Annotated in this window: 19 protein-coding genes; 11 read left to right on the top strand and 8 right to left on the bottom strand. The window is 53.6% G+C overall.

Going from position 1 to position 24,072, the window contains the following annotated elements; translation table 11 throughout:
• Positions 1-16: 16 nt before the first annotated feature.
• The 3 genes from cpdA to parE are packed head-to-tail and all read left to right on the top strand — an operon-like array spanning position 17 to position 3,346.
• A complete protein-coding gene (gene cpdA, locus M2374_RS08835) occupies positions 17-844 on the top strand; it encodes a 3',5'-cyclic-AMP phosphodiesterase (protein ID WP_096755646.1) in 828 nt (275 codons plus the stop codon).
• A complete protein-coding gene (gene yqiA, locus M2374_RS08830; RefSeq protein WP_115257472.1) occupies positions 844-1,425 on the top strand; it encodes an esterase YqiA in 582 nt (193 codons plus the stop codon). The genes cpdA and yqiA overlap by 1 nt, the downstream gene beginning before the upstream one ends.
• Before the next feature lie 28 nt (positions 1,426-1,453).
• Positions 1,454-3,346: a DNA topoisomerase IV subunit B gene (parE, locus tag M2374_RS08825; RefSeq protein WP_096755648.1), complete on the top strand. Its 1,893-nt coding sequence runs from the start codon at positions 1,454-1,456 to the stop codon at positions 3,344-3,346.
• Between the two features lie 99 nt (positions 3,347-3,445).
• Here the strand turns inward: parE and M2374_RS08820 are convergent, their stop codons facing one another.
• Positions 3,446-4,297 (bottom strand): AraC family transcriptional regulator, encoded by an 852-nt coding sequence (locus M2374_RS08820; protein ID WP_181688737.1) that lies wholly within the window; start codon positions 4,295-4,297, stop codon positions 3,446-3,448.
• A 165-nt stretch (positions 4,298-4,462) separates the two neighbouring features.
• Here M2374_RS08820 and M2374_RS08815 point away from each other — a divergent pair, with 165 nt between their 5' ends.
• From M2374_RS08815 to M2374_RS08805, 3 genes are read left to right on the top strand one after another with little or no spacing between them, the layout of a single operon-like run.
• Positions 4,463-6,283, top strand: a complete 1,821-nt coding sequence (locus tag M2374_RS08815) for a DUF2264 domain-containing protein (protein WP_181688738.1) — start codon at positions 4,463-4,465, stop codon at positions 6,281-6,283.
• Between the two features lie 10 nt (positions 6,284-6,293).
• A complete protein-coding gene (locus M2374_RS08810; RefSeq protein ID WP_181506561.1) occupies positions 6,294-7,562 on the top strand; it encodes an oligosaccharide MFS transporter in 1,269 nt (422 codons plus the stop codon).
• 23 nt (positions 7,563-7,585) lie between these two features.
• A complete protein-coding gene (locus M2374_RS08805) occupies positions 7,586-8,776 on the top strand; it encodes a glycoside hydrolase family 88 protein (RefSeq protein WP_135911402.1) in 1,191 nt (396 codons plus the stop codon).
• 94 nt (positions 8,777-8,870) lie between these two features.
• Here the strand turns inward: M2374_RS08805 and M2374_RS08800 are convergent, their stop codons facing one another.
• The 4 genes from M2374_RS08800 to qseB form a co-directional block, all read right to left on the bottom strand.
• Positions 8,871-9,185, bottom strand: coding sequence for a putative quinol monooxygenase (locus tag M2374_RS08800; RefSeq protein WP_096755653.1), 315 nt, complete (start codon positions 9,183-9,185; stop codon positions 8,871-8,873).
• A gap of 30 nt (positions 9,186-9,215) precedes the next feature.
• A complete protein-coding gene (locus M2374_RS08795) occupies positions 9,216-9,797 on the bottom strand; it encodes an NAD(P)H-dependent oxidoreductase (RefSeq protein ID WP_181688739.1) in 582 nt (193 codons plus the stop codon).
• 108 nt (positions 9,798-9,905) lie between these two features.
• A complete protein-coding gene (gene qseC, locus M2374_RS08790) occupies positions 9,906-11,255 on the bottom strand; it encodes a quorum sensing histidine kinase QseC (RefSeq protein WP_181540398.1) in 1,350 nt (449 codons plus the stop codon).
• On the bottom strand, positions 11,252-11,911 hold the full coding sequence (gene qseB / locus M2374_RS08785; protein ID WP_096755656.1) for a quorum sensing response regulator transcription factor QseB: 660 nt from the start codon (positions 11,909-11,911) through the stop codon (positions 11,252-11,254). The genes qseC and qseB overlap by 4 nt, the downstream gene beginning before the upstream one ends.
• Before the next feature lie 153 nt (positions 11,912-12,064).
• Here qseB and M2374_RS08780 point away from each other — a divergent pair, with 153 nt between their 5' ends.
• The 4 genes from M2374_RS08780 to ftsP all read left to right on the top strand — a co-directional run bounded on the left by M2374_RS08780 (position 12,065) and on the right by ftsP (position 17,262).
• The gene (locus M2374_RS08780; RefSeq protein WP_096755657.1) at positions 12,065-12,457 is read left to right on the top strand and encodes a YgiW/YdeI family stress tolerance OB fold protein; all 393 of its coding nucleotides are present in this window, start codon (positions 12,065-12,067) and stop codon (positions 12,455-12,457) included.
• Positions 12,458-12,586: 129 nt separating this feature from the next.
• The gene (parC, locus tag M2374_RS08775) at positions 12,587-14,845 is read left to right on the top strand and encodes a DNA topoisomerase IV subunit A (RefSeq protein ID WP_096755658.1); all 2,259 of its coding nucleotides are present in this window, start codon (positions 12,587-12,589) and stop codon (positions 14,843-14,845) included.
• A 195-nt stretch (positions 14,846-15,040) separates the two neighbouring features.
• Complete coding sequence (plsC, locus tag M2374_RS08770) at positions 15,041-15,778, top strand: 1-acylglycerol-3-phosphate O-acyltransferase (RefSeq protein WP_115257480.1); 738 nt, start codon at positions 15,041-15,043, stop codon at positions 15,776-15,778.
• Between the two features lie 71 nt (positions 15,779-15,849).
• Complete coding sequence (ftsP, locus tag M2374_RS08765) at positions 15,850-17,262, top strand: cell division protein FtsP (RefSeq protein ID WP_115257481.1); 1,413 nt, start codon at positions 15,850-15,852, stop codon at positions 17,260-17,262.
• Positions 17,263-17,278: 16 nt separating this feature from the next.
• On the opposite strand, the gene M2374_RS08760 is transcribed toward ftsP, so the two are convergent.
• Positions 17,279-18,754 (bottom strand): TrkH family potassium uptake protein, encoded by a 1,476-nt coding sequence (locus tag M2374_RS08760; protein ID WP_259154502.1) that lies wholly within the window; start codon positions 18,752-18,754, stop codon positions 17,279-17,281.
• A 395-nt stretch (positions 18,755-19,149) separates the two neighbouring features.
• Here M2374_RS08760 and M2374_RS08755 point away from each other — a divergent pair, with 395 nt between their 5' ends.
• Positions 19,150-21,321: a YgiQ family radical SAM protein gene (locus M2374_RS08755; protein ID WP_096755663.1), complete on the top strand. Its 2,172-nt coding sequence runs from the start codon at positions 19,150-19,152 to the stop codon at positions 21,319-21,321.
• 86 nt (positions 21,322-21,407) lie between these two features.
• Here M2374_RS08755 and M2374_RS08750 read toward each other — a convergent pair whose 3' ends face one another.
• Together M2374_RS08750 and dkgA are read right to left on the bottom strand one after the other, a co-directional pair.
• A complete protein-coding gene (locus M2374_RS08750) occupies positions 21,408-22,868 on the bottom strand; it encodes a DASS family sodium-coupled anion symporter (RefSeq protein ID WP_181688740.1) in 1,461 nt (486 codons plus the stop codon).
• A gap of 182 nt (positions 22,869-23,050) precedes the next feature.
• Positions 23,051-23,878, bottom strand: coding sequence for a 2,5-didehydrogluconate reductase DkgA (gene dkgA / locus M2374_RS08745; protein ID WP_096755664.1), 828 nt, complete (start codon positions 23,876-23,878; stop codon positions 23,051-23,053).
• Between the last annotated feature and the right edge of the window lie 194 nt (positions 23,879-24,072).

The raw sequence follows: 24,072 nt of genomic DNA, 5'->3' as shown, positions 1-24,072 counted from the left end.
AACCTAAGGACACCATTTGGAAAGCCTGTTAACCCTTCCTTTGGCTGGTGAGGCCAGAGTCAGGATCTTGCAAATTACAGACACTCACCTGTTTGCCGAAAAGCATGAAACGCTGCTGGGAGTGAACACCTGGGACAGCTATCAGTGCGTATTGGACGCTATACATGCTGAGTCGACCGACTTCGATCTGATCGTGGCGACAGGCGATTTAGCGCAGGATCAATCCGCTGCGGCGTATCAGCATTTTGCTGAGGGTATCGCAAGCTTTCGTGCGCCTTGCGTCTGGTTACCTGGCAATCATGATTTTCAGCCAGCCATGTACAGCGCCCTGCAGGACGCCGGAATTTCGCCTGCGAAACGCGTCTTCATTGGTGAACAGTGGCAAATTTTGCTGCTCGATAGCCAGGTTTTTGGCGTTCCCCACGGAGAATTAAGTGAGTTCCAGCTTGAATGGCTGGAGCGAAAACTTGCCGATGCGCCTGAACGGAATACCTTGCTGCTTTTGCATCACCACCCACTGCCTTCGGGCTGTAGCTGGCTCGATCAGCACAGCCTGCGCAATGCTGCTGAGCTGGACAACGTGCTGGTGAACTATCCGCGCGTGAAGTATCTGCTGTGTGGGCATATTCATCAGGAGTTGGATCTCGACTGGAACGGTCGCCGCCTGCTGGCTACGCCGTCGACATGCGTGCAGTTCAAGCCGCATTGTGCCAACTTTACGTTAGATACCATTAGTCCCGGCTGGCGTACGCTGGAACTTTTTGCTGATGGTTCGCTGCACACTCAGGTGTGCCGTCTGCCGGGAATTCGGTTCCACCCTGATACCGCTTCAGAAGGCTACTGATGTCTACGCTTCTCTATCTACACGGATTTAATAGCTCTCCTCGCTCGGCGAAGGCATGTCTGCTGAAAAGCTGGCTGGCAGAGCACCACCCGCACGTTGAGATGATCGTACCGCAGCTGCCACCGTATCCTGCCCAAGCGGCAGAGATGCTGGAATCAATAGTCCTTGAGCATGGCGGAGAGTCGCTGGGGATTGTTGGCTCCTCTTTAGGGGGTTATTACGCCACCTGGCTGTCGCAATGTTTTATGTTGCCTGCGGTGGTGGTGAACCCTGCGGTGCGGCCTTACGAACTGCTGGTCGACTACCTTGGCCAAAACGAGAACCCCTACACGGGCCAGCAATATGTGCTAGAGTCTCGCCATATTTACGATCTTAAAGTCATGCAGATTGACCCGCTGGAGGCGCCGGATTTGCTCTGGCTGCTACAACAAACGGGCGATGAAGTGTTGGACTACCGCCAGGCGGTGGCGTATTACGCCTCCTGCCGTCAAACTGTTATTGAGGGCGGAAACCACGCATTCACAGGCTTCGAAGATTATTTCAACCAGATTGTCGATTTCCTTGGACTGCACAGTTTTTGACGATCAATTCGAATTGCTAATTTAAACCATGACGCAAACTTATAACGCTGATGCCATTGAGGTACTCACTGGGCTTGAGCCGGTTCGCCGCCGCCCGGGGATGTACACAGATACGACTCGTCCTAACCATATGGGGCAGGAAGTTATTGATAACAGTGTGGATGAAGCGCTGGCCGGGCACGCGAAACGTGTCGAGGTTATCCTTCATGCCGATCAATCACTGGAAGTCATTGATGACGGACGTGGCATGCCCGTCGATATCCACCCGGAAGAGGGCGTCCCGGCCATTGAATTGATCCTTTGCCGTTTGCACGCAGGGGGTAAGTTTTCTAACAAAAACTACCAGTTCTCCGGTGGCCTGCACGGCGTGGGGATTTCGGTGGTTAATGCCTTGTCAAAACGTGTTGAAGTGGCCGTTCGTCGTGATGGTCAGATTCACAGTATCGCCTTTGAACACGGTGAAAAGGTCGAAGACCTGCACGTTTCCGGCACCTGTGGAAAGCGCAATACCGGGACCAGCGTGCACTTCTGGCCGGATGAAAGCTTCTTTGACAGCCCACGTTTCTCCGCTTCTCGCCTGAGCCATCTGCTGAAAGCCAAAGCGGTACTCTGCCCGGGCGTGGAGATCATCTTCAAGGATAAGGTCAACGATACCGAACAGACCTGGCGCTACGCCGATGGCCTGACCGATTACCTGAGCGAAGCGGTGAACGGCCTGCCGTTGCTGCCGGAAAAACCGTTTGTCGGGACGTTCTCCGGTGATACGGAAGCGGTAGACTGGGCGCTGCTGTGGCTGCCGGAAGGCGGTGAACTGCTGACCGAAAGCTACGTTAACCTGATCCCAACCATGCAGGGCGGGACGCACGTCAATGGCCTGCGTCAGGGTCTGCTGGATGCGATGCGTGAATTCTGTGAATACCGCAATATCCTGCCGCGTGGCGTGAAGCTGTCGGCGGAGGATATCTGGGATCGCTGCGCCTACGTGCTGTCCGTGAAGATGCAGGATCCACAGTTTGCCGGTCAGACCAAAGAGCGTCTCTCTTCGCGCCAGTGCGCGGCGTTCGTTTCTGGGGTGGTAAAAGATGCCTTTAGCCTGTGGCTGAACCAGAACGTGCAGTCAGCAGAGCTGCTGGCGGAAATGGCGATTTCCAGCGCTCAGCGTCGTCTGCGTGCAGCGAAAAAAGTGGTGCGTAAAAAACTCACCAGCGGTCCGGCACTGCCGGGTAAGCTGGCGGACTGCACCGCACAGGATCTTAACCGCACCGAGCTGTTCCTGGTGGAAGGTGACTCGGCGGGCGGATCGGCCAAGCAGGCGCGCGATCGTGAGTATCAGGCGATCATGCCGCTGAAGGGTAAGATCCTGAACACCTGGGAAGTCTCTTCTGATGAAGTGCTGGCCTCCCAGGAAGTTCACGATATCTCGGTAGCGATCGGTATCGATCCGGACAGCGACGATCTCAGCCAGTTGCGCTACGGCAAGGTGTGTATCCTCGCGGATGCGGACTCCGATGGTCTGCACATTGCTACGCTGCTGTGCGCATTGTTTGTGAAGCACTTCCGCACGTTGGTCAAACACGGACACGTCTACGTGGCGCTGCCGCCGTTGTACCGTATCGACCTCGGGAAAGAGGTGTATTACGCGCTCACGGAAGAAGAGAAAGCGGGCGTATTGGAGCAGCTGAAGCGTAAGAAAGGCAAGCCGAACGTCCAGCGCTTTAAAGGTCTGGGTGAAATGAACCCGATGCAGCTGCGCGAAACCACGCTGGATCCAAATACCCGTCGCCTGGTGCAGCTCATCATTGATGATGAAGACGATCAGCGCACCAACGCCATGATGGATATGCTGCTGGCGAAGAAGCGCTCTGAAGATCGCCGTAACTGGCTGCAGGAGAAAGGCGACCTGGCGGATCTCGAAGGGTAAGCATGATGTTGTGAATGCCGGATAGCGCTTCGCTTATCCGGCCTACATTCACATTGTGCCCGTAGGCCTGATAAGACGCGTTAGCGTCGCCATCAGGCGTTACGGCTTATGCCGCTTCCTGTACTGTAACGGCGTCTCGCCAATGCCTTTTCCGAAGGCGCTGATAAAATAAGTCACATCAGAAAACCCCACTTTTTGCGCAATCTCTCTGACGCTTGCCTCACTGTGTAACAGCGCCTCGCAGGCTTTTCTCAACCTCAGCGTGTTGAGATACCCGAGGATGCTCTCGCCTGTTTCTACCTGAAAACGCCGAGAAACATAACTTTTTGATTTTCCTAACGCTTGTGCCAGCGTCACCAGGCTAAATTTATGCATGTAGTGCTCATCAAGCCAGAACATCACCTGGCTGGCCATCCCCGTATCACTATCATGCATATTGACGTTATCTTCGGGTAACAGGCTGAATAAATTCAATAACAGGCAGGTAACGTGCTCAGTGTTAAGCGGTTTCTGCGCGGCCAGTTTTGCATAGCGGTTGAACAGAAAATCAATGTGCGTATGGACGTCTGCGGCGTCGATGACCCACGCCTCGCTCCCGCGTACACTCAGGTGTTGTAGACGCTGTTGATGAAGTGGAAAGTCGCGTAACACCTTCAGCACCGCGTGCTGATCGAGATGAATAATGGTCCGCCGATAACGGTCCCGCACCTGCTCGTCGACAAAAATTTTATGCAGCGTAAACGGCGGGAAAAAGAACATCCGCCCTGGACGCATGGTGTATTGCTTATGATCGACCGTCACCACGCCAAACCCTTCTTCCACGTACAACACTTCCAGACACTGATGCCAATGGTGATAACGAACCGTATTGGCAAATAAACGACTGAACGACACCACCGCGTCGTTGAGGGCAATCAGCTCCAGGTACTCTTGAGGGGAAGATAAGTTCATAGTGCAATAAATTTAAACTTTTGCCGGCGAATTCCTGTTTATAAACCCTATTTTTAAATTTCTTCAATCACTGTTTTATTTTAATGTTTGTGGTGTGATTGAAGTAACATTTCTGCTTGTCTGCCATTCACTATTCTTTAGCCACTTAATTCAGAGGGGCAGAGTATGTGGTCGGCAACTGAAGAAAAATCAAATCCATTGTCATCCCGCGAAGACGTTACGCGTGCCGTTAATACCCTTTTACGGGCACTCGACAAGCAATTCCCAGCGGGACAGGCTCAGTTTTCTCTCGGTGATACCTGCGCGCATTACAGCGTGGATATTGCCTGCATGGAAGGGCTTTCCCGAGCGCTGTGGGGGCTATTTCCGCTGATGGCCGGCGGGGCGGATGTGCCGTTTGCCGACAAATATATTCAGGCGATAAAACTCGGCACCGATCCCCACAGCTCGCACTATTGGGGGGACACCGGTCCTTACGATCAGCGTCTGGTCGAGATGGCGGCGTATGGTCTGGGCCTGGCGTTATTGCAGACGCGTTTAACCGGGATGTTCAGCGCAACGGAGCAGGACAATCTGCACCGCTGGCTGAATCAAATTACCGATGCTCAGATGCCGGACAGCAACTGGAACTATTTCGCCATTATCGTGCAGCTTGGCTTTAAACGTGCAGGATTACCGTTTGACCAACAGGCTATCGATCGGCGATTTGAGATGATGGACGCCTACTACCTCGGCGATGGCTGGTATTCCGACGGTCCCGGGCGACCTAAAGATTATTACATCTCCATGGCCTTTCATTTTTATGGCCTGCTGTATGCCACCCTCAGCCCGGAGGACACCCGTCGCGCCGCTACGTTGCGTGAACGTTCCCGGCTGTTTGCCGAGGATTTTATCTTTATGTCTGCCGCCGACGGGGCATCGGTGCCGTTTGGTCGCAGCCTGACCTACCGCTTTGCCATGGTCGCCTTCTGGAGTGCGGTGGCCTTTGCTGAACTGGATGTGTTCTCACCCGGGGTTATCAAAGGGGTGATCCTGCGCCATCTGCGCTGGTGGCAACAGCAGCCGATTTTTGATCGAGACGGCATCCTGACGTTGGGCTTTGCCTATCCAAACCTGGCGATGTGTGAAGACTACAATTCGCCGGGATCGCCGTACTGGGCACTGAAAGTCTTTTTGATCCTCGCGTTACCAGACGATCACGCGTTCTGGCAGGCTGAAGAGTTGCCGCTCCCGGTGCTTGACGAAAAACGGGTGATTACCCATGCCGGGCAGATCCTGCAACACAGCGAAGATTCTGCGCATGTCACGATGCTGGCGTCAGGGCAGCTTGAGCTGAACAACTATGTGAATACCGAGGCCAAGTACACCAAATTTGCCTACTCCAGCCGTTTTGGCTTCACCATTGAGCGCGGGCGCTACGGCATCAAACATGCGGCGTGCGATTCCATGCTGCTGCTGGCAGATGGCGATAATTACTTCCGCGGACGTCGTCAGTGCGATGACGTTCGCGTTGATGAAAATTATCTCTGGTCCCGTTGGTCGCCGTGGCATGACGTCAGTATTGAGACCTGGCTGGTGCCGTTTGGCGAGTGGCATATTCGTTTGCACCGCATTCACAGTGCGAGAACGCTGCAAACGGTGGAAGGGGGCTTTGCAGTGATGAAGACAGAGCCGCAGCTCAGCGCACGGGGATGTCTGCTGGCAGCGCGTAACGGGACCAGTGCGATTGTGGATCTGTCACCTGTCATCATCCGCCAGCCGGACAATGTGGTCACGCCGCCTAACAGCAGCATTATGTTTGCTGAGTGCGCGGCTATTCCGACGCTGACCACCGAGATCCTGCCGGGCGAGAGCTGGCTGTGCTGCGCCGTGAATGCCAGCGGCAAGCAAAAAAACGTGCTCACGGTCCCACTGCTGCAAATTAACCGTAACCAGGTCGTTATTCGCGAACCTGACGGTGCACGTCAGTTGTCGTTCTTTTTATAGCGAGGATGGTATGAAAAAGAGTTCAGCGAGTAACAGAACAGAATATTATAAAATTAGTAGCTTTATTTTTCTTTATTTCTTTACCTGGTCGGCCAGTATTGGTTTGCTGGCCATTTGGTTGGGGCAGAAAGCGCAGTTAAGTGGGACGGTTATCGGTACCGTATTTGCAGTGAACGGTATTTTCTCGGTGATACTGAAGCCGATTTATGGCTATATCCTCGACAGAATCGGTATGAGTAAATACCTGCTCTATTTTGTCGTGATTATGTCGGCATTAATGGCACCGTTTTTTATTTATGTATATCAGCCGCTATTAATCTCCAATACTCTGCTGGGTATTATTGTCGGCGCAATTTACTTAAGCTTTGCGTGGTACGCTGGTGTGGCCGCCTGCGAATCCTATTCTGACCGCTACAGTCGTTTAAACGGCATGGAGTTTGGGCAAATCCGCATGTGGGGATCGCTCGGTTGGGCAGTCGCGTCGTCGTTCTCGGGGCTGCTGTTTAACCTCTCTCCGGCGTATAACTTTATGTTAGGTAGCGTGGCGTCGGTGGTAATGCTGATGGTCCTGCTAAGCCTGAAAGTGAACGTAAATTCAGCCAATGCCTCAGAGGTACTGACCAAAGATAAAATCTCTCCTGCGGATGTTTACGCGCTGCTGCGTAACCGCAAGTTTTGGGCGTTTTGCCTGTATGTCGCAGGCGTGGCGTGGATGATGTTTATCGCCGAACAGCAATTCTCGCGTTATTTTGTCACCTTCTTTGCTGATGTACATAAAGGCAATGCGGTATTCGGATATCTGGGCACCGTGCAGTCAGGTATGGAATTTATCATGTATATGGTGATCCCGCTGTTCGTTAACTACATCGGCGCGAAGCGAGGATTGCTGATTGTCGGGGCACTGGTCGGCGCGCGTCTGGTTATCTCCGGACTGTGCGACTCGCATCTGTTAATTTCAGTACTAAAACCGTTGTATGGCCTGGAAATCTGTTTATTGCTGGTTTCTGTCTTTAAATACATTGCCGAACATTTTGATAAACGCGTCAACGCAACCATGTATTTACTGGGTTATCAGGCGATGCTGTATGTTGGCAACGTGGTGGTGTCTTCACCTGCCGGATTAATGTATGACCGAATTGGTTTTGAAAAGACCTATATCATTATGGGTATTATTGCGCTGACCTTTACGCTGATTTCGGCATTTACGTTATCCGCCTGCCAAAGTAAACGTCGTAATAATACCGCGCTCGATATCGCCGAAAATAACGCGACAAGATAATCTACGTAATAAGGAACCAAAATATGTTAAAGCATATCGTTGAGGAAACGTTGCGCGCTTTTCCTGGTAGCCCGCTTAATACCGCAGCCTTTCAGGAACAAATGAATGGCGCCAGGGAACATGTCCTCGAGCTGCTTAGCCGTCATTTAACGGAATTCGGTGAATACTTTCCTGCCGAAACCTGCGTCAACGGTTATTACCCGCTGACGGATAATGTGGAGTGGACCACCAGTTTCTGGACTGGGCAACTGTGGCTGGCGTGGGAAATGAGCGGTGAAGCGACATTTCGTGAAATGGCCGAAAAGCACGTGCGCTCATTTGGTTTGCGTATTGCCGGGCGTCATGACACCAACACCCACGACCTGGGCTTCCTGTACACGCTTTCCTGTGTGGCGGCCTGGCGGTTGACGGGCAATCGCGATGCGCGCGGTTTTTCGCTGATGGCGGCAGAAGCGCTGCTCGAACGTTTTCACGAGAAGGCGCAGATCATTCAGGCATGGGGCGATCTCCGCGATCCCGATCAGGCCGGTCGGATGATCATTGACTGCAATATGAACCTGCCGCTGCTGTACTGGGCCAGTGAACAGACGGGCGATCCGCGCTTTGCCAATGCGGCAAAAGCGCACGTGGCGCAGGCGGCGAAATATCTGATCCGTGAAGATGCCTCGACGTTCCATACCTACTACATGGACGTGCAAACCGGCGCGCCGCGCTACGGTAATACCCAGCAGGGTTACGCTGATGATTCATGCTGGTCGCGTGGGCAGGCGTGGGGGATTTATGGTTTTCTGTTGAGCTATATCTATACCGGCGATCGCGAGATGGTGCAGCTGTCGAAAAAACTGGCCAACTACTTTCTCAATCGCCTGCCGGATGATGCCGTTTGTCACTGGGATCTGGCGCTGGTGGGCACCGATGCGCTGCGTGATTCTTCTTCGGCGGCCATTGCGGTATGTGGCCTGCTGGAGTTGATTAAACACCTGCCGGTGACCGATCCGGATCGTGAACGTTATCAACAATGGGCGATGGGGATCATGTCATCGCTGACGCAGCATTATCTGATGGGCAAAGATGAGAAGGGCAACGGGCTACTGAAACACTCGGTTTACCATCTTGCGAGCAATAAAGGGGTCGATGAGTGCGCAAGCTGGGGAGATTACTTTTACGTTGAGGCGTTAACCCGTTTTACGCAGTGCTGGAAGTTGTACTGGTAAGTTTATTGGCCCGGTTGCACTGTGCTTACCGGGCTTACCGATCGTGTGTAGACCGGATACGTCGCGGGCGACGTCATCCGGTACATCAACAACCTTAAATACCTGATTCCAGAATACGAATGCTCATGTCCAGCACATCACCTTTCACGGCTTCGCTGTAAGCTTTCATATGCGGGGTTTGCAAATGCGCTTCAAGGTGCGCAATGCTTTCCCACTGTTCAATCATCACGATTGAATCCGGCGCTGTGGTCTGAAAACTCACACCCGCGGCGTGATCGACCATCGGCGCGTAGCCATGACAGCCTTCTTCCTTCAGGACGGTTGGAACGATTTTAGCAAACTGATCCAGCACCGCCTGGCGGTGGTGTTGACCTGGACGTGTACGGATTTCTGCAATAACGGTAAGCATGGTTAACTCCTTCTAATTCCAGGTAACTAGTTAACCAAAAATCTCGGTCAGATGCTTGCGATATTCTGCGATATAACGCGGGACATCCGGCATTTTAATCACATCATTGGTGATAAAAGTCGGCAGCGCTTCCATACCTAAAAACTGGTTTGCTTTATGGAACGGCAGATAAACGCCATCAATGCCGACGCCGTGGAAGAACTGATCTTTGTCAGTAAAGGCTTCCATCGGTGCATTCCAGGTCAGGGACAACATGTATTTTTTGCCCTGAATCAGGCCGCCAGAACCGTATTTTTTAGTGGCATCAGAACGTGTGCGACCATCGCTGGCGTACAGCGTACCGTGCCCTGCAGTGAACACATCATCGATGTATTTTTTCACTGTCCACGGTGCACCCATCCACCAGCCCGGCATTTGCCAAATAACGGCGTCAGCCCAGACAAAGTTCTGCACTTCTGTTTGTACGTCGTAATCGCTGTCTGCGCGCACGACTCTAACATCATGTCCGAGGTCGCGCAGGATACCGTCCGCGACCTCGGTCAGGGTGTCATTCAACTGACCATTGGAATGGCCGAATTTTTTAGCGCCATTGATAATCAGAATGTTGCTCATGTTGTATCCTCAAAGAATTACGTTTGAAGGCGATTTTACGCCGATGAGCGGTGCGGTGAAATTAGCAAAATGTGCAAAGTCTTTTGCTGGTAGCGCAATAATTCAACGCTACCAGCTGATTTTGGCTTCAAATCCACCTTCCGCGGCGTTGGCGAATGACACGGACATACCGTGCAACGTCGCAATACGCCGGACGATCGACAGGCCCAGCCCACTGCCGGTCGCGTTTTGTCCCGGTGGACGATAGAAACGCTCACCAATGTGCAGTAACACCTCTGGCGCAACGCCCGGACCGTTATCTTTGACGCTGAAACAGTGGTTATTGAGCGTCACGTCCACGACGCTACCCTGCGGGCTGTAGCGGATTGCATTATCCAGCAGATTGCGGACCATCAGGCTAAGCAACAGCGGTTGGCCGGTGCGTTTAACGTCGTGAGCGTTAATCTGCAAGCGCACGTCGATGTGGGCCTGCTGTGCCGGGTGGTAGATATCCATGACGGCGGATTGCAGTAACTCTTCGAGTGAGATATCGGCGACATCCTGAAGATTGTTGAGCGAATCGAGACGCGAAAGCGTCAGCAGCTGATCGACCAGGCGTGTGGCGCGGTCAATACCTGCCTGCATCTGCATTAGCGCTTTTTGTCGTGACTGCGGGTCATCGTCAGACAGTTGCGCCACTTCGGTTTGAACCTTGAGCGCCGTCAGCGGGCTACGCAGTTCGTGCGCGGCATCTGAGGTAAAGCGCCGCTCGCGTACCATGGTGGTGTGAATACGGGTAAACAGCTGATTGAGCGACTCAACCAGTGGGCGAACCTCGCCGGGAATGCCTTTCAGGCTCAGCGGTTCTTCAGATTCCGGATCGCGCAAACGTAAAGCCTGCGCCAGCTTTTTCAGCGGCTTAAGTTCAAGACTTAACAGTACAATCAGGATCAGCAGCATCAACGGCAGGGCGACCAGCCACGGCACCAGCTGGGCCGTCACAATCGCCAGCGCCATATCTTCGCGGTATTCCCACTCCTGACCGACCACGACCCGGTACTTTTTATCTGCTGAAGTCAGCCAGATAAAGCGCCATTTATCGTTGTCACCGTTCAGATAGCCGTCGTCAAACCCTTCCCGACGATAGCTATAGGGAATGTACTGACCATTGTCGCCGTCGTGCAGAACCATTTTTCCGTCCGGGGTGTAGACCGCAAAGGTCAGCACATCGTCGTCAATATGGCCGTGTTTGAATTTCTTTGGCGTTTGGGCAAAGCGCTCAGAGGCTTTTAGCTCGTCAAGATCCAGCGTGACCAGCCGTTTGGCAAACAGCATTAGCTGCGTGTCAAACATCTCGTCGACGTTATCGGTGGTTTGCTTCCAGGCGACAAAACTGGAAATCAGCCAGGTCACCAGCACCAAAATGGTGAAGATAAGCGTTAGCCTGACGCGCAGGCTGAGGCGTTGTGTGAATTTCATGCATCACCCAGGGTGTAACCAATGCCGTGCACGGTGCGGATAAAATCACTGCCGAGCTTACGGCGTAAGTGATGGACGTGCACTTCAACCGCATTGCTGGAGACGTTTTCGTCCCAGTTATACAGTTTTTCTTCAATGTGTTTACGGGGCAGGACGCGCCCTTTATTACGCATCAGCAGTTCCAACAGTGCGAACTCCTTCGGCTTGAGCGACAACGGCTCGCCTGCGAACGTGGCGACCAGTGCGCCGGGATTAAGCGTCACCTGACCGTGGCGTAGTTCGCTGGTAGCCTGACCGCTGGCGCGACGTACCAGCGCTTCCAGTCGGGCGGCCACTTCAATCAGTGCAAAGGGTTTACACAGGTAGTCATCCGCACCGAGGCGCAGACCTTCCACGCGTTCTGCCAGCGCGTCGCGGGCCGTTAAAATCAGCACCGGCTCCTGTTTTCCTTTTGTGCGCCATTCGCGCAGGATATCGCGGCCGTCAATACCCGGCAGCGTCAGGTCGAGGATCACCGCGTCATAAGGCGCACTGTAAAGCGCCTCTTTACCCTGACGACCTTCGGTAAACCAGTCGATGGTGAACCCCATTTTACTCAGGCCCGTTTTCAGACCGTCGCCAATCAACGCGTCATCTTCTACCAGTAAAATACGCATATGTTCTTCCCTGCGCTCACTCAGTTGGCTGCCAGTAAACCTTGTGTCAACCGGGGATGTACAGCAAAAAAAGAATCTTTTTTTGCCTTAAGAAGTTGTTAAGGATTAACTTATTAAATAGTCGTGAAACAACATGATAAGGGAGACATGAAGATGAAAAAATTAGCTGCAATGGTTGCCGTGATGGCACTGTGTTCCGCACCTGTTCTGGCAGCGCAGCAGGGCGGATTCTCTGGCCCAACGGCGACGCAAAGCCAGGCGGGCGGATTTGTGGGTCCGAATGGCAGCAGCACGACGGTAGAAAGCGCAAAATCGCTGCGTGATGATACCTGGGTCACGCTGCGCGGTAACATCGTTGAGCGTATCTCCGACGATCTGTACCTGTTTAAAGATGCATCTGGCACGGTGAACGTGGATATCGACCACAAGCGCTGGAACGGTTTAACCGTCACGCCGCAGGATGTCGTAGAAATCCAGGGCGAAGTGGATAAAGACTGGAACTCCGTTGAAATCGACGTAAAACAGATTACCAAAGTCACCAAATAATCCCCATCAGGGCCGCGTTCGCGGCCCTTTTCTTTGTGACTCAACTCGCCAGATAGGGTAGTATCTGCGGCAATATTGCCTGACGAATACCGGGTATTGTTCGGGCTAACAGTTGAGGAACCACGATTAATGAGCGATATGGCAGAGCGCCTTGCGCTGCATGAATTCACGGAAAACGCCTATCTGAACTATTCCATGTACGTCATCATGGACAGGGCGTTGCCGTTTATTGGTGATGGTCTGAAACCCGTTCAGCGACGCATCGTTTACGCGATGTCCGAACTGGGGCTGAATGCCAGCGCCAAATTTAAAAAATCCGCCCGTACCGTCGGCGACGTACTGGGTAAATACCACCCACACGGCGACAGCGCCTGCTATGAAGCGATGGTGCTGATGGCGCAGCCGTTCTCTTACCGTTATCCGCTGGTTGACGGGCAGGGGAACTGGGGGGCACCGGACGATCCGAAATCGTTCGCGGCGATGCGTTATACCGAATCTCGACTGTCTAAATATGCGGAACTGCTGCTGGGGGAACTCGGCCAGGGGACGTCGGACTGGGTGCCAAACTTCGACGGCACCATGCAGGAGCCGAAGATGCTGCCTGCGCGTTTGCCGAATATTCTGCTGAACGGCACCACCGGTATTGCGGTCGGCATGGCAACGGACATTCCGCCACATAACCTGCGTGAAGTGGCAAAAGCGGCGATTACGCTGATTGAGCAGCCGAAAACGACGCTGGATCAGCTGCTGGATATCGTCCAGGGACCGGATTACCCGACCGAAGCAGAAATCATTACCCCGCGTGCAGAAATTCGTAAGATTTACGAAAACGGACGTGGCTCCGTGCGTATGCGTGCGGTCTGGACCAAAGAGGATGGCGCGGTGGTGATTTCCGCGCTGCCACATCAGGTTTCCGGTGCCAAAGTGCTGGAACAGATTGCCGCCCAGATGCGCAATAAAAAGCTGCCGATGGTGGACGATCTGCGCGATGAGTCGGATCACGAAAACCCGACCCGTCTGGTGATCGTGCCGCGCTCCAACCGTGTGGATATGGAGCAGGTGATGAACCACCTGTTTGCCACCACCGATCTGGAAAAAAGCTACCGCATCAACCTGAACATGATTGGCCTCGACGGTCGCCCGGCGGTGAAAAACCTGCTGGAGATCCTCACCGAATGGCTGGCGTTCCGCCGCGATACCGTGCGTCGTCGTCTGAACTATCGTCTGGAAAAAGTCCTCAAGCGCCTGCACATCCTCGAAGGTTTGCTGGTGGCGTTCCTCAACATTGACGAAGTGATTGAAATCATTCGTCATGAAGATGAACCGAAGCCTGAGCTGATGTCGCGGTTTGGCATTTCTGAAACCCAGGCTGAAGCCATCCTCGAACTGAAGTTGCGTCATCTTGCCAAACTTGAAGAGATCAAAATTCGTGGCGAGCAGGACGAGTTGGCGAAAGAACGCGATCAGCTGCAGGGCATTCTGGCCTCTGAGCGCAAGATGAGTAACCTGCTGAAGAAAGAGCTGCAGGCAGACTCAGATGCCTATGGCGACGATCGCCGTTCTCCGCTGAAAGAGCGCGAAGAAGCGAAGGCGATGAGCGAGCACGACATGCTGCCGTCTGAGCCGGTCACCATTGTACTGTCGCAAAGCGGCTGGGTGCGTAGCGCCAAAGGCCATGACATTGATGCGCCGGGCTTAAGCTATAAGGCGGGTGACAGCTACAAGGCGGCGGTGAAGGGCAAGAGCAACCAGCCGGTGGTGTTCGTGGATTCAACCGGGCGCAGCTATGCCATCGACCCGATTACGCTGCCGTCGGCACGTGGTCAGGGTGAACCGCTGACCGGTAAGCTGACGCTACCGCCGGGAGCGACGGTTGAGCATATGCTGATGGAAAGTGATGACCAGAAACTGCTGATGGCCTCCGATGCTGGCTACGGTTTCGTCTGCACCTTCAATGACTTAGTGGCGCGCAACCGTGCGGGTAAGGCATTGATTACATTACCGGAGAATGCGCATGTGATGCCGCCAGTGGTGCTTGAAGATGAAAGCGATATGCTGCTGGCGATCACCCATGCCGGGCGTATGCTGATGTTCCCGGTCAGTGACCTGCCGCAATTGTCGAAAGGGAAAGGGAACAAGATCATCAACATTCCGTCTGCAGAAGCGGCGAAAGGGGATGATGGGCTGGCGCACCTCTACGTGTTGCCTCCGCAAAGTACGCTGACCATTCACGTTGGTAAACGCAAAATTAAACTGCGTCCTGAAGAACTGCAGAAGGTGACCGGCGAGCGTGGGCGTCGCGGTACGCTGATGCGCGGTTTACAGCGCATCGACCGTATCGAAATTGACTCACCACGACGTGCCGGTCAGGGCGACAGCGAAGAATAACGCTGTCGTCTGACTCTCCCTGCTTTTACGCAGGGAGAGTCAACATTAAAAATTCCCGTGAAACCGTTGTTTATTCGTGCATTGCGATTAACAATACGCTTTTCCAGAGAGCCGCTCTTAACAAAGCCCTAACCTGACGCAGGGTTCTGCATCTGGTGACGTAAAATGCCAGGCTCTTAGGCCTTAGAGGTTGTTATGCTATATATTTTTCGTTTATTCATTACCGTAATTTACTGCATTCTGGTCTGTGTTTTTGGTTGTATATATTGTCTGTTCAGCCCACGAAATCCTAAACACGTCTCAACGTTTGGCCATATGTTTGGTCGACTGGCCCCCTTGTACGGCCTGAAGGTGGAATGCCGCATGCCGCCGGACGCAAAGGACTACGGCAACGCTATCTATATTTGTAACCACCAGAATAACTATGACATGGTTACCGCCGCGAAGATCGTGCAACCACCGACGGTTACGGTCGGTAAAAAAAGCCTGCTGTGGATCCCGTTCTTCGGCCTGCTGTACTGGCTCACCGGTAACCTGTTGATCGACAGAAACAATCGCGCCAAAGCGCACAGCACCATTGCGACGGTCGTTAATCATTTTAAAAAACGTCGTATCTCTATCTGGATGTTCCCGGAAGGTACGCGTAGCCGTGGCCGTGGTCTGCTGCCGTTTAAAACTGGCGCGTTTCATGCGGCAATTGCCGCGGGTGTTCCGGTGATCCCGGTGTGCGTCTCAACGACCTCAAATAAGATTAAACTTAACCGATTAAATAATGGTCTGGCGATCGTCGAGATGTTACCGCCAGTAGATATCAGCCACTATGGTAAGGATCAGGTTCGTGAACTGGCCGCGCATTGCCGCACGTTAATGGAACAAAAAATCGCCGAACTCGACAAAGAAGTTGCCGAGCGTGAAGCTACCGGTAAGGTGTGATTCGCGCCATCCGAGTTTGTTACAGGAAATACTTTCCTGCGTGTTAATCGCCAGTTTTACATGGAGCTTATATGTCACTCAGTCGGCGTCAGTTCATTCAGACATCGGGGATCGCACTGTGTGCAGGTGCTATTCCGCTGAAGGCTAATGCTGCCGGTCAGCAACAACCGTTACCTGTTCCACCGCTGCTGGAGTCTCGCCGTGGACAGCCGCTATTTATGACCCTGCAACGCGCTCACTGGTCCTTTACGCAAGGCACCCGCGCGCCGGTCTGGGGGATTAACGGGCGTTACCTGGGGCCGACCATCCGCGTCTGGAAAGGGGATGACGTCAAGCTTATTTACAGCAACCGTCTTACCGAGAATGTTTCAATGACCGTCGCCGGGCTGCAGGTTCCTGGCCCACTGATGGGCGGGCCGGCACGCATGATGTCACCGAATGCGGACTGGGCGCCGGTATTGCCCATTCGCCAGGACGCCGCCACGTTGTGGTATCACGCCAATACGCCGAACCGTACCGCGCAGCAGGTCTATAACGGTCTGGCTGGTATGTGGCTGATTGAAGATGAAGTCAGTAAGTCGCTGCCGATTCCCAACCATTATGGCGTGGATGATTTTCCGGTCATTATTCAGGACAAGCGGCTGGATAACTTCGGCACGCCTGAATACAGTGAGCCAGGCAGCGGCGGGTTTGTTGGTGATACGCTATTGGTTAACGGGGCACAAAGCCCGTATGTGGAAGTGTCTCGCGGCTGGGTGCGTTTGCGTTTACTCAATGCGTCGAACTCGCGTCGTTACCAGCTGCAAATGAGTGACGGTCGTGCGCTGCATGTGATTTCCGGCGATCAGGGCTTTTTACCCGCGCCGGTTTCGGTGAAGCAACTCTCGCTGGCCCCGGGTGAACGTCGTGAGATTTTGGTGGACATGACCAACGGCGATGAAGTGTCGATCACCTGTGGTGAGGCCGCCAGCATTGTCGACCGGATCCGCGGCTTCTTCGAGCCCTCCAGTATTCTGATTTCCACGCTGGTACTGACCCTGCGCCCGACCGGGCTGCTGCCGCTGGTGACCGACAACCTGCCGATGCGTTTGTTGCCTACGGAAATTTTAAGCGGCTCACCGATTCGCAGTCGTGAGATCAGCCTTGATGACGATCCCGGCATTAATGGGCAGTTGTGGGATGTAAACCGCATGGACATTACCGCTCAGCAGGGCTCCTGGGAGCGCTGGACGGTGCGGGCGGATATGCCGCAGTCTTTCCATATCGAAGGCGTCTCTTTCCTGATCCGCAATGTGAACGGCGCGATGCCGTTCCCGGAAGACCGGGGCTGGAAAGATACCGTTTGGGTGGATGGTCAGGTTGAGCTGCTGGTGTATTACGGACAGCCTTCCTGGGCGCATTTCCCGTTCTACTTTAACAGCCAGACGCTGGAAATGGCCGATCGTGGCTCGATCGGACAGATGCTGGTGAACCCGGCGCCATAATGTGCCGGGCAGGCTATTACGCCCGCCAGAACATGCGCGAGAAAAGGATCAAAATGGGGTAGATTTCCAGACGCCCCATGATCATGGCCGCGCACATCAACAGCTTTGCCTCTTCGTTTAAAGTACCAAACGTGACCGCCGTGACGCCAAATCCCAGCCCCATATTATTGATACAGGCCGCGGCGGTGGCGAACGAGGAAAAGAGATCGTAGCCCATCAGATTAAGCGCCCAGACGAAAAAACTGGTAAACAAAGCATAGAGAAAAAAGAAGCTCCACACTGAGCGGATCACGCGCTCGTTAACCACGCTATTACCCACTTTGATATTCAGTAATGCACGAGGATGGGCCAGTTGGTGTAATTCCTGTCGGCACTGCTTGAACATAATTAAAAAACGCAGCGCCTTAATACCCCCGCAGGTCGAACCGATACACCCCCCGAAGAAACTGGCGATGAGAAGCATGAAGATAGTATGTGAAGGCCACTGGGCGTAATCCGCCGTCGACAGGCCGTTGTCTGTGAGCATTGAGCTTGCCAGAAAAAAAGCATGCACCAGACTGTCCGTTAAATTGTACATACTTGCCCGCCAGACCTGCCAGGTGGCTATCAGGGTGATCACCAGCGCAATGATCAGAAACAGCTGCAGTTCGGCATTACGGCGAAAAGGCTTGAAGGTCCGTTTGACAATGGCGACGTACCAGAGGGTGAAGTTAAAGGCAGAAAGCAGCGAAAACAGCCCGGCGACAAGCTCAATGGCGTGGCTGTTATAAAAACCGATACTTTCGCTTCGGGTGGAGAACCCACCGAGGGAGACTGTCGAAAGCCCATGGCATAACGCATCGAAAAACGACATGCCGGCAATCCAGTAGGCCAGCGTACAAACAAACCCCAGGGTGACATAGGTTAGCCACAGCGTACGTGCGGTATCGGCAAGTCGTGGGGTCAGGCGTTCTTCTTTAAACGGCCCTGGCATTTCAGACTGATACAGCTTCATGCCGCCGATCCCCAGCAGCGGCAGGACGGCAACGGCGAGGACGATAACGCCAAGACCGCCGATGAAATTGAGCTGCGCCCGATAATACAGATAAGATCTGGGCATCGCGCCGACATCGTCAATGACCGTCGCCCCGGTGGTGGTAATACCGGAGACGCCTTCAAACAGGGCGTCGGCAAAGGAGAGATTTAACCCGTCTTCCATCCACATCGGCATGGCGCTGATGAATGAAAAAAGTAGCCAAAAAAGAACGATGATGACGAACCCATCGCGGGTTCGTAGCTGAATGCCCGCACGTTTTGTCGCCAGCCAGGCACCGCCGCCGAGGGTAAAAAAAACGGCAAAGGTGCTCAAAAAAGCAAAATAACTCCGTTCTTTGTTCAGCAAGGCGATGGCCATCGGCGGCAGCATAGAGAAGCTGTACAGGAGAACCAGAAATCCGCACAGGTGAAGAACAACCCGCAGCTGGGAAATATTAAGTGATTCGTTGCGATGCAATGGAAAATCCCCCGCCAAAAAGACCTGGTACGGCTGGCAAGACATGATGTCAATTATGATATACCCGTCATACTTCAAGTTGCATGTGCGTTAGCTATGTTCGTTCACCCCAGTCACATAGTTATCTATGCTCCTGGAGATTAATGAGGGACATCCATGTCCCTCACCGGAGGCCAGCCTTTGGCTGTTCAAATTCTTTCCTGACGAATTTGTCACTCACTTGCCGCCTTCATGCAACTCGAATTATTTTGGGTATAGATAAAAGTAGGCGTAGTAAAATTTAACAATTTATTTAACTTTCTACTCGTCTGGCTCAGACTCCGCTTCATTTCTGGCGGACATACAGCGTATAATCCCCGGCCTTTGATTATTTTTTTACCATTTTTGGAAGCATTATGAGCGCAATATCCCTGATCCAACCGGACAGAGACCTTTTCTCCTGGCCGCAGTACTGGGCCGCCTGTTTTGGCCCCGCGCCGTTTCTGCCAATGTCGCGAGAAGAGATGGACCAACTTGGCTGGGATAGCTGCGACATTATTCTGGTTACCGGTGATGCCTATGTTGATCACCCGAGTTTCGGTATGGCCATTTGTGGCCGTATGCTGGAAGCCCAGGGTTTTCGCGTCGGGATTATCGCCCAGCCGGACTGGAACAGTAAAGACGACTTTATGCGTCTGGGTAAACCGAATCTGTTCTTCGGCGTAACCGCCGGTAACATGGACTCGATGATCAACCGCTATACTGCCGATCGTCGCCTGCGCCATGATGATGCCTATACGCCGGACAACGTCGCCGGTAAGCGCCCGGACCGCGCCACACTGGTTTATACCCAACGTTGTCGTGAAGCATGGAAAGACGTGCCGGTGATCCTTGGGGGTATTGAAGCCAGCCTGCGTCGTACCGCGCATTACGATTACTGGTCTGATACCGTGCGCCGCTCGGTGCTGGTGGATTCCAAAGCGGATATGCTGATGTTCGGCAACGGTGAACGTCCGCTGGTTGAGGTTGCGCACCGCCTGGCGATGGGTGAAACCATCGACCAAATCCGCGACGTGCGTAACACCGCGATTATGGTTAAAGAAGCGCTGCCCGGCTGGAGCGGTGTGGATTCCACGCGTCTGGATATGCCGGGGAAAATTGACCCTATCCCGCATCCGTACGGTGAAGATTTACCGTGTGCAGATAACAAGCCAGTAGCGCCTAAAAAGCAGGAAGCCAAAGCGGTGACCGTTCAGCCTGCGCGTCCGAAGCCGTGGGAAAAAACCTACGTGCTGCTGCCGTCTTATGAGAAGGTGAAAGGCGACAAAGTGTTGTACGCTCACGCCTCACGTATTCTGCACCACGAAACCAACCCTGGCTGCGCGCGCGCCCTGATGCAAAAACACGGCGACCGCTACATTTGGGTTAACCCTCCGGCGATCCCGCTGTCGACCGAAGAGATGGATAGCGTCTTCGCGCTGCCGTATAAACGTGTCCCGCACCCGGCATATGGCAACAGCCGTATTCCGGCCTACGAGATGATCCGTTTTTCCATCAACATTATGCGCGGCTGCTTTGGCGGCTGTTCTTTCTGTTCGATCACCGAGCATGAAGGACGCATCATCCAGAGCCGTTCTGAAGATTCGATCATCAACGAGATCGAGGCGATTCGCGATACCGTACCGGGCTTCACCGGCGTGATTTCCGATCTGGGTGGCCCAACGGCCAACATGTACATGCTGCGCTGTAAGTCGCCACGTGCGGAACAGACCTGCCGTCGTCTGTCGTGCGTTTATCCGGACATCTGCCCGCATATGGACACCAACCACGAACCGACGATTAACCTCTATCGTCGCGCGCGTGATTTGAAAGGCATCAAAAAGATTTTGATTGCGTCCGGCGTGCGCTACGACATCGCCGTGGAAGATCCGCGCTACATCAAAGAGCTGGCGACCCACCACGTTGGTGGCTATCTGAAGATTGCACCGGAACATACCGAAGAAGGTCCGCTGTCGAAGATGATGAAGCCGGGCATGGGTAGCTACGACCGCTTTAAAGAGCTGTTCGACACCTACTCGAAGCAGGCCGGTAAAGAGCAGTATCTGATCCCTTACTTTATCTCTGCGCACCCGGGTACGCGTGACGAAGATATGGTGAATCTGGCGTTGTGGTTGAAGCAGCGTCGTTTCCGCCTTGATCAGGTACAGAACTTCTACCCATCACCGCTGGCGAACTCGACAACCATGTATTACACCGGGAAAAACCCGCTGGGTAAAATTGGCTATAAGAGTGAAGATGTGGTGGTGCCGAAAGGCGATAAGCAGCGTCGTTTACATAAAGCGCTGCTGCGTTACCACGATCCGGCTAACTGGCCGTTAATCCGTCAGGCGCTGGAAGATATGGGTAAAAAGCACCTGATTGGCGGTCGTCGTGAATGTCTGGTTCCGTCGCCTACGCTGGAAGAAATGCGTGAAGCGCGTCGCCAGAATCGTCATACCCGCCCGGCACTGACCAAGCACACACCTGTTGCACACCAGCGCCAGACGCCCGCCGCGAATAAAAAGCGTGGCAAAGTAGCAGGGCGTTAATCCTGAAGCCCGGTAGCGCTCTGCTTACTGGGCCACTGCTTTGAAAGCCGGATGAGGTGCTTGCACCGCCATCCGGCAAATCTGTTTTAGTACAGCCCCAACACCTTCCACCACATCAGACCTACGGTAATAAAGACTGCCTGGTTAAACAGGCTGACGATAAACCCTGTTCGCCACCAGACGCCCGTCGGCACATACCCCGCACCAAACAGGATCGGACCACGCGCATGTGTGTACTGGGTGAGAGAGCAGTACAGGCTGCTGGTGAAAGCCAGCATCAACGCGGTCGGGGCTGCCGGGATATTCAGATGAAGGCCGACGCCAAGGAATACCGCGTACAATGCGGCGATCTGCGCATTTCCGCTCGCAAAAAAGTAGTGGGTGTAGAAGTAGGCGGCGTTAAGCAGCAGCAGGACGACCACCCAACTGGTGCCATGCATGGTACTGCTGAGGCTATCGCCAATCAGATTACCAAACCAGGTGGTGAAACCGAGCTTCTTCAATTGGTTTGCCATCATCAGCAGTGCGGCAAACCAAATCAGCGTGTCCCATGCACCTTTTTCGCTTTTGACGTCTTCCCAGCTCAGCACACCGCTGAGCAGTAAAATTGAGAGTCCAACGAACGACGCGGTGGTGGCATCGACGCCTAGCGTATCGCCAAAAATCCACAGCACCAGCAGGACGCCAACGGTACCCAGCATCAACCACTCACCGCGTGACATGCTACCCATTTCCGCCAGTTCCTGACGGGCCAGGTTCGGGGCATCCGGCGTGTGTTTAATTTCCGGACGCACCAGCCAGTACACCAGCAGCGGAACCAACAGCAAAGACACCATGCAAGGCAGCAGCGCCGCCATAAACCAGCTTCCCCAGGTTAGCGTGACCCCGGCGTTGGCCGCCAGTTTTACTGCCAGTAGGTTGCCGGTATAGCCGGTCATAAACAGTGCGGCGGTGACGTCGTTGACGTTGCCAATGCAGGTAATGAGGAAGGTGCCGATTTTGCTGCGCGATTCATCTTCCGGATTGGAATGAAAACTGCGCGCCAGTGAGTCGGCAATCGGATAGATGACGCCGCCGCAGCGTGCCGTATTGCTGGGCATCGCCGGAGAGAGGATCAGATCGGCAAACGCCAGGCCGTAGGCAAGTCCGAGCGTGCGCTTGCCGAGCAGGCGGATCATCTGCAGGGCGATACGTCGACCAAGGCCGGTTTTGATAAACCCGCGGGCAATCATAAAGGCAACGACGATCAGCCAGATGAGTGAACTGTTCAGTTCGCTCAGAGCGGTGGTAATCGCACCGCTGGCGGTTTTATCCCCGGCGGCATAGGCGAGGGCAAAGACGGTTATGCCAATAATACCGACTGCGCCAATGGGCAGAACTTTTGCCACGATAGAGGCGATAGTGGCCACGAAAATAATTGCCGAATGCCAGGCGGAAGCGCTTAATCCCGTTGGTGGGGTAAGTTGCCAGAGCCCGGCTGAAATCAAAATTATTAGAATTAATGGGAGCCATTTAACTCCCTGCGTTTTTTTTTCAGCCACGGTCATGCACCTATATACATTGTGAATATATTCACCGTATGAATATATTTAGTGAATAATTAGTAGGTTATGTGGCGCAATGCTGCTCCAGCGACTGAAATAAATACATCAATAAATGTAAGTGAATTGTTTCTTGATATTTCCATGCAGGAAGAGCCCGACTGGGATGCCGGGCTGGAGAGAAGGGATTAGCCGCCGAACTGGTCCGGGTCCGGCCCCAGACGTTTGCCCTGGTCGAGTTTGGCCATTTCGCCTAGTTCATCTTTGTCCAGGCGGAAGTCCCAGACATCAAAGTTCTCCGCGATACGCGCAGGAGTGACTGATTTAGGGATCACCACCAGGCCGCTATCCAGATGCCAGCGAATGACAATTTGTGCCGGTGATTTACCGTATTTTTCGGCGAGATCGCGAACTATCTTTTGATCGAACACATCTTTGCCGCCTTGTGCCAGCGGGCTCCAGGATTCAGTCTGGATTTTATGCGTGGCGTTCCAGGCATGAAGCTGCCGCTGCTGTAAAAGCGGGTGCAGCTCGATTTGGTTAATCACTGGCGCAACGCCCGTTTCATCCATCAGGCGCTGGAGATGGTTGATCTGGAAGTTGCACACGCCAATGCTTTTAATGAGTCCCTGTTTTTGCAGGTCGATCATGTTTTCCCATGCTTCAACGTAATGGTCGATTGCCGGGACGGGCCAGTGCATGAGGTAAAGATCGAGGTAATCGAGCTGGAGTTTCTCCATGCTTTCGAGCAACGCTTCTCGGGGACGTTTCTGGTCGTCATTCCACAGTTTAGTGGTGATGAATAACTCCTCCCGGGGCACGCCGCAGTCGCGTAATGCTTTACCGACACCGTCTTCATTTTTATACGCGGCAGCGGTATCAATAGAGCGATAACCGACTTCCAGCGCTTTATGGATCGCGGAGATGACTTCCTCATTACTTGCCTTCCAGACCCCCAGGCCCAGTTGAGGCATGACGTTACCATCCTGTAGCTTGATAATGGTCGGACTGGTCATAATTCCCCCCTATACTGAATCCTTCAGGCTGCCTCTTTGTTGGCTGCTTGCGTTTACCCCGGTCACGTACTTATGTACACTCCCGGGGATTCACTCAATTGCCGCCTCGATGCATCATGAATGATTGGGTGTAAATTGAGTTCACCGGAGCAGCCCCGGTGAGGTTTGTGTGACTTAAGCCTGGTATAAATACC

The sequence above is a fragment of the Citrobacter sp. JUb117 genome, assembly GCF_024809055.1.
Lineage (GTDB): Bacteria > Pseudomonadota > Gammaproteobacteria > Enterobacterales > Enterobacteriaceae > Citrobacter > Citrobacter gillenii.
The sequence above is the reverse complement of the archived record's forward strand: the minus strand, read 5'-3'. Positions and strand labels throughout refer to the sequence as shown.

Excerpts from the sequence above, each read along its gene's own strand:
- yqiA (WP_115257472.1), top strand. The coding sequence starts at position 844 with ATGTCTACGCTTCTCTATCTACACGGATTTAATAGCTCTCCTCGCTCG.
- parE (WP_096755648.1), top strand. The coding sequence starts at position 1,454 with ATGACGCAAACTTATAACGCTGATGCCATTGAGGTACTCACTGGGCTT.
- M2374_RS08820 (WP_181688737.1), bottom strand. The coding sequence starts at position 4,297 with ATGAACTTATCTTCCCCTCAAGAGTACCTGGAGCTGATTGCCCTCAAC.
- M2374_RS08815 (WP_181688738.1), top strand. The coding sequence starts at position 4,463 with ATGTGGTCGGCAACTGAAGAAAAATCAAATCCATTGTCATCCCGCGAA.
- M2374_RS08810 (WP_181506561.1), top strand. The coding sequence starts at position 6,294 with ATGAAAAAGAGTTCAGCGAGTAACAGAACAGAATATTATAAAATTAGT.
- M2374_RS08805 (WP_135911402.1), top strand. The coding sequence starts at position 7,586 with ATGTTAAAGCATATCGTTGAGGAAACGTTGCGCGCTTTTCCTGGTAGC.
- M2374_RS08800 (WP_096755653.1), bottom strand. The coding sequence starts at position 9,185 with ATGCTTACCGTTATTGCAGAAATCCGTACACGTCCAGGTCAACACCAC.
- M2374_RS08795 (WP_181688739.1), bottom strand. The coding sequence starts at position 9,797 with ATGAGCAACATTCTGATTATCAATGGCGCTAAAAAATTCGGCCATTCC.
- qseC (WP_181540398.1), bottom strand. The coding sequence starts at position 11,255 with ATGAAATTCACACAACGCCTCAGCCTGCGCGTCAGGCTAACGCTTATC.
- qseB (WP_096755656.1), bottom strand. The coding sequence starts at position 11,911 with ATGCGTATTTTACTGGTAGAAGATGACGCGTTGATTGGCGACGGTCTG.
- M2374_RS08780 (WP_096755657.1), top strand. The coding sequence starts at position 12,065 with ATGAAAAAATTAGCTGCAATGGTTGCCGTGATGGCACTGTGTTCCGCA.
- parC (WP_096755658.1), top strand. The coding sequence starts at position 12,587 with ATGAGCGATATGGCAGAGCGCCTTGCGCTGCATGAATTCACGGAAAAC.
- plsC (WP_115257480.1), top strand. The coding sequence starts at position 15,041 with ATGCTATATATTTTTCGTTTATTCATTACCGTAATTTACTGCATTCTG.
- ftsP (WP_115257481.1), top strand. The coding sequence starts at position 15,850 with ATGTCACTCAGTCGGCGTCAGTTCATTCAGACATCGGGGATCGCACTG.
- M2374_RS08755 (WP_096755663.1), top strand. The coding sequence starts at position 19,150 with ATGAGCGCAATATCCCTGATCCAACCGGACAGAGACCTTTTCTCCTGG.
- M2374_RS08750 (WP_181688740.1), bottom strand. The coding sequence starts at position 22,868 with ATGACCGTGGCTGAAAAAAAAACGCAGGGAGTTAAATGGCTCCCATTA.
- dkgA (WP_096755664.1), bottom strand. The coding sequence starts at position 23,878 with ATGACCAGTCCGACCATTATCAAGCTACAGGATGGTAACGTCATGCCT.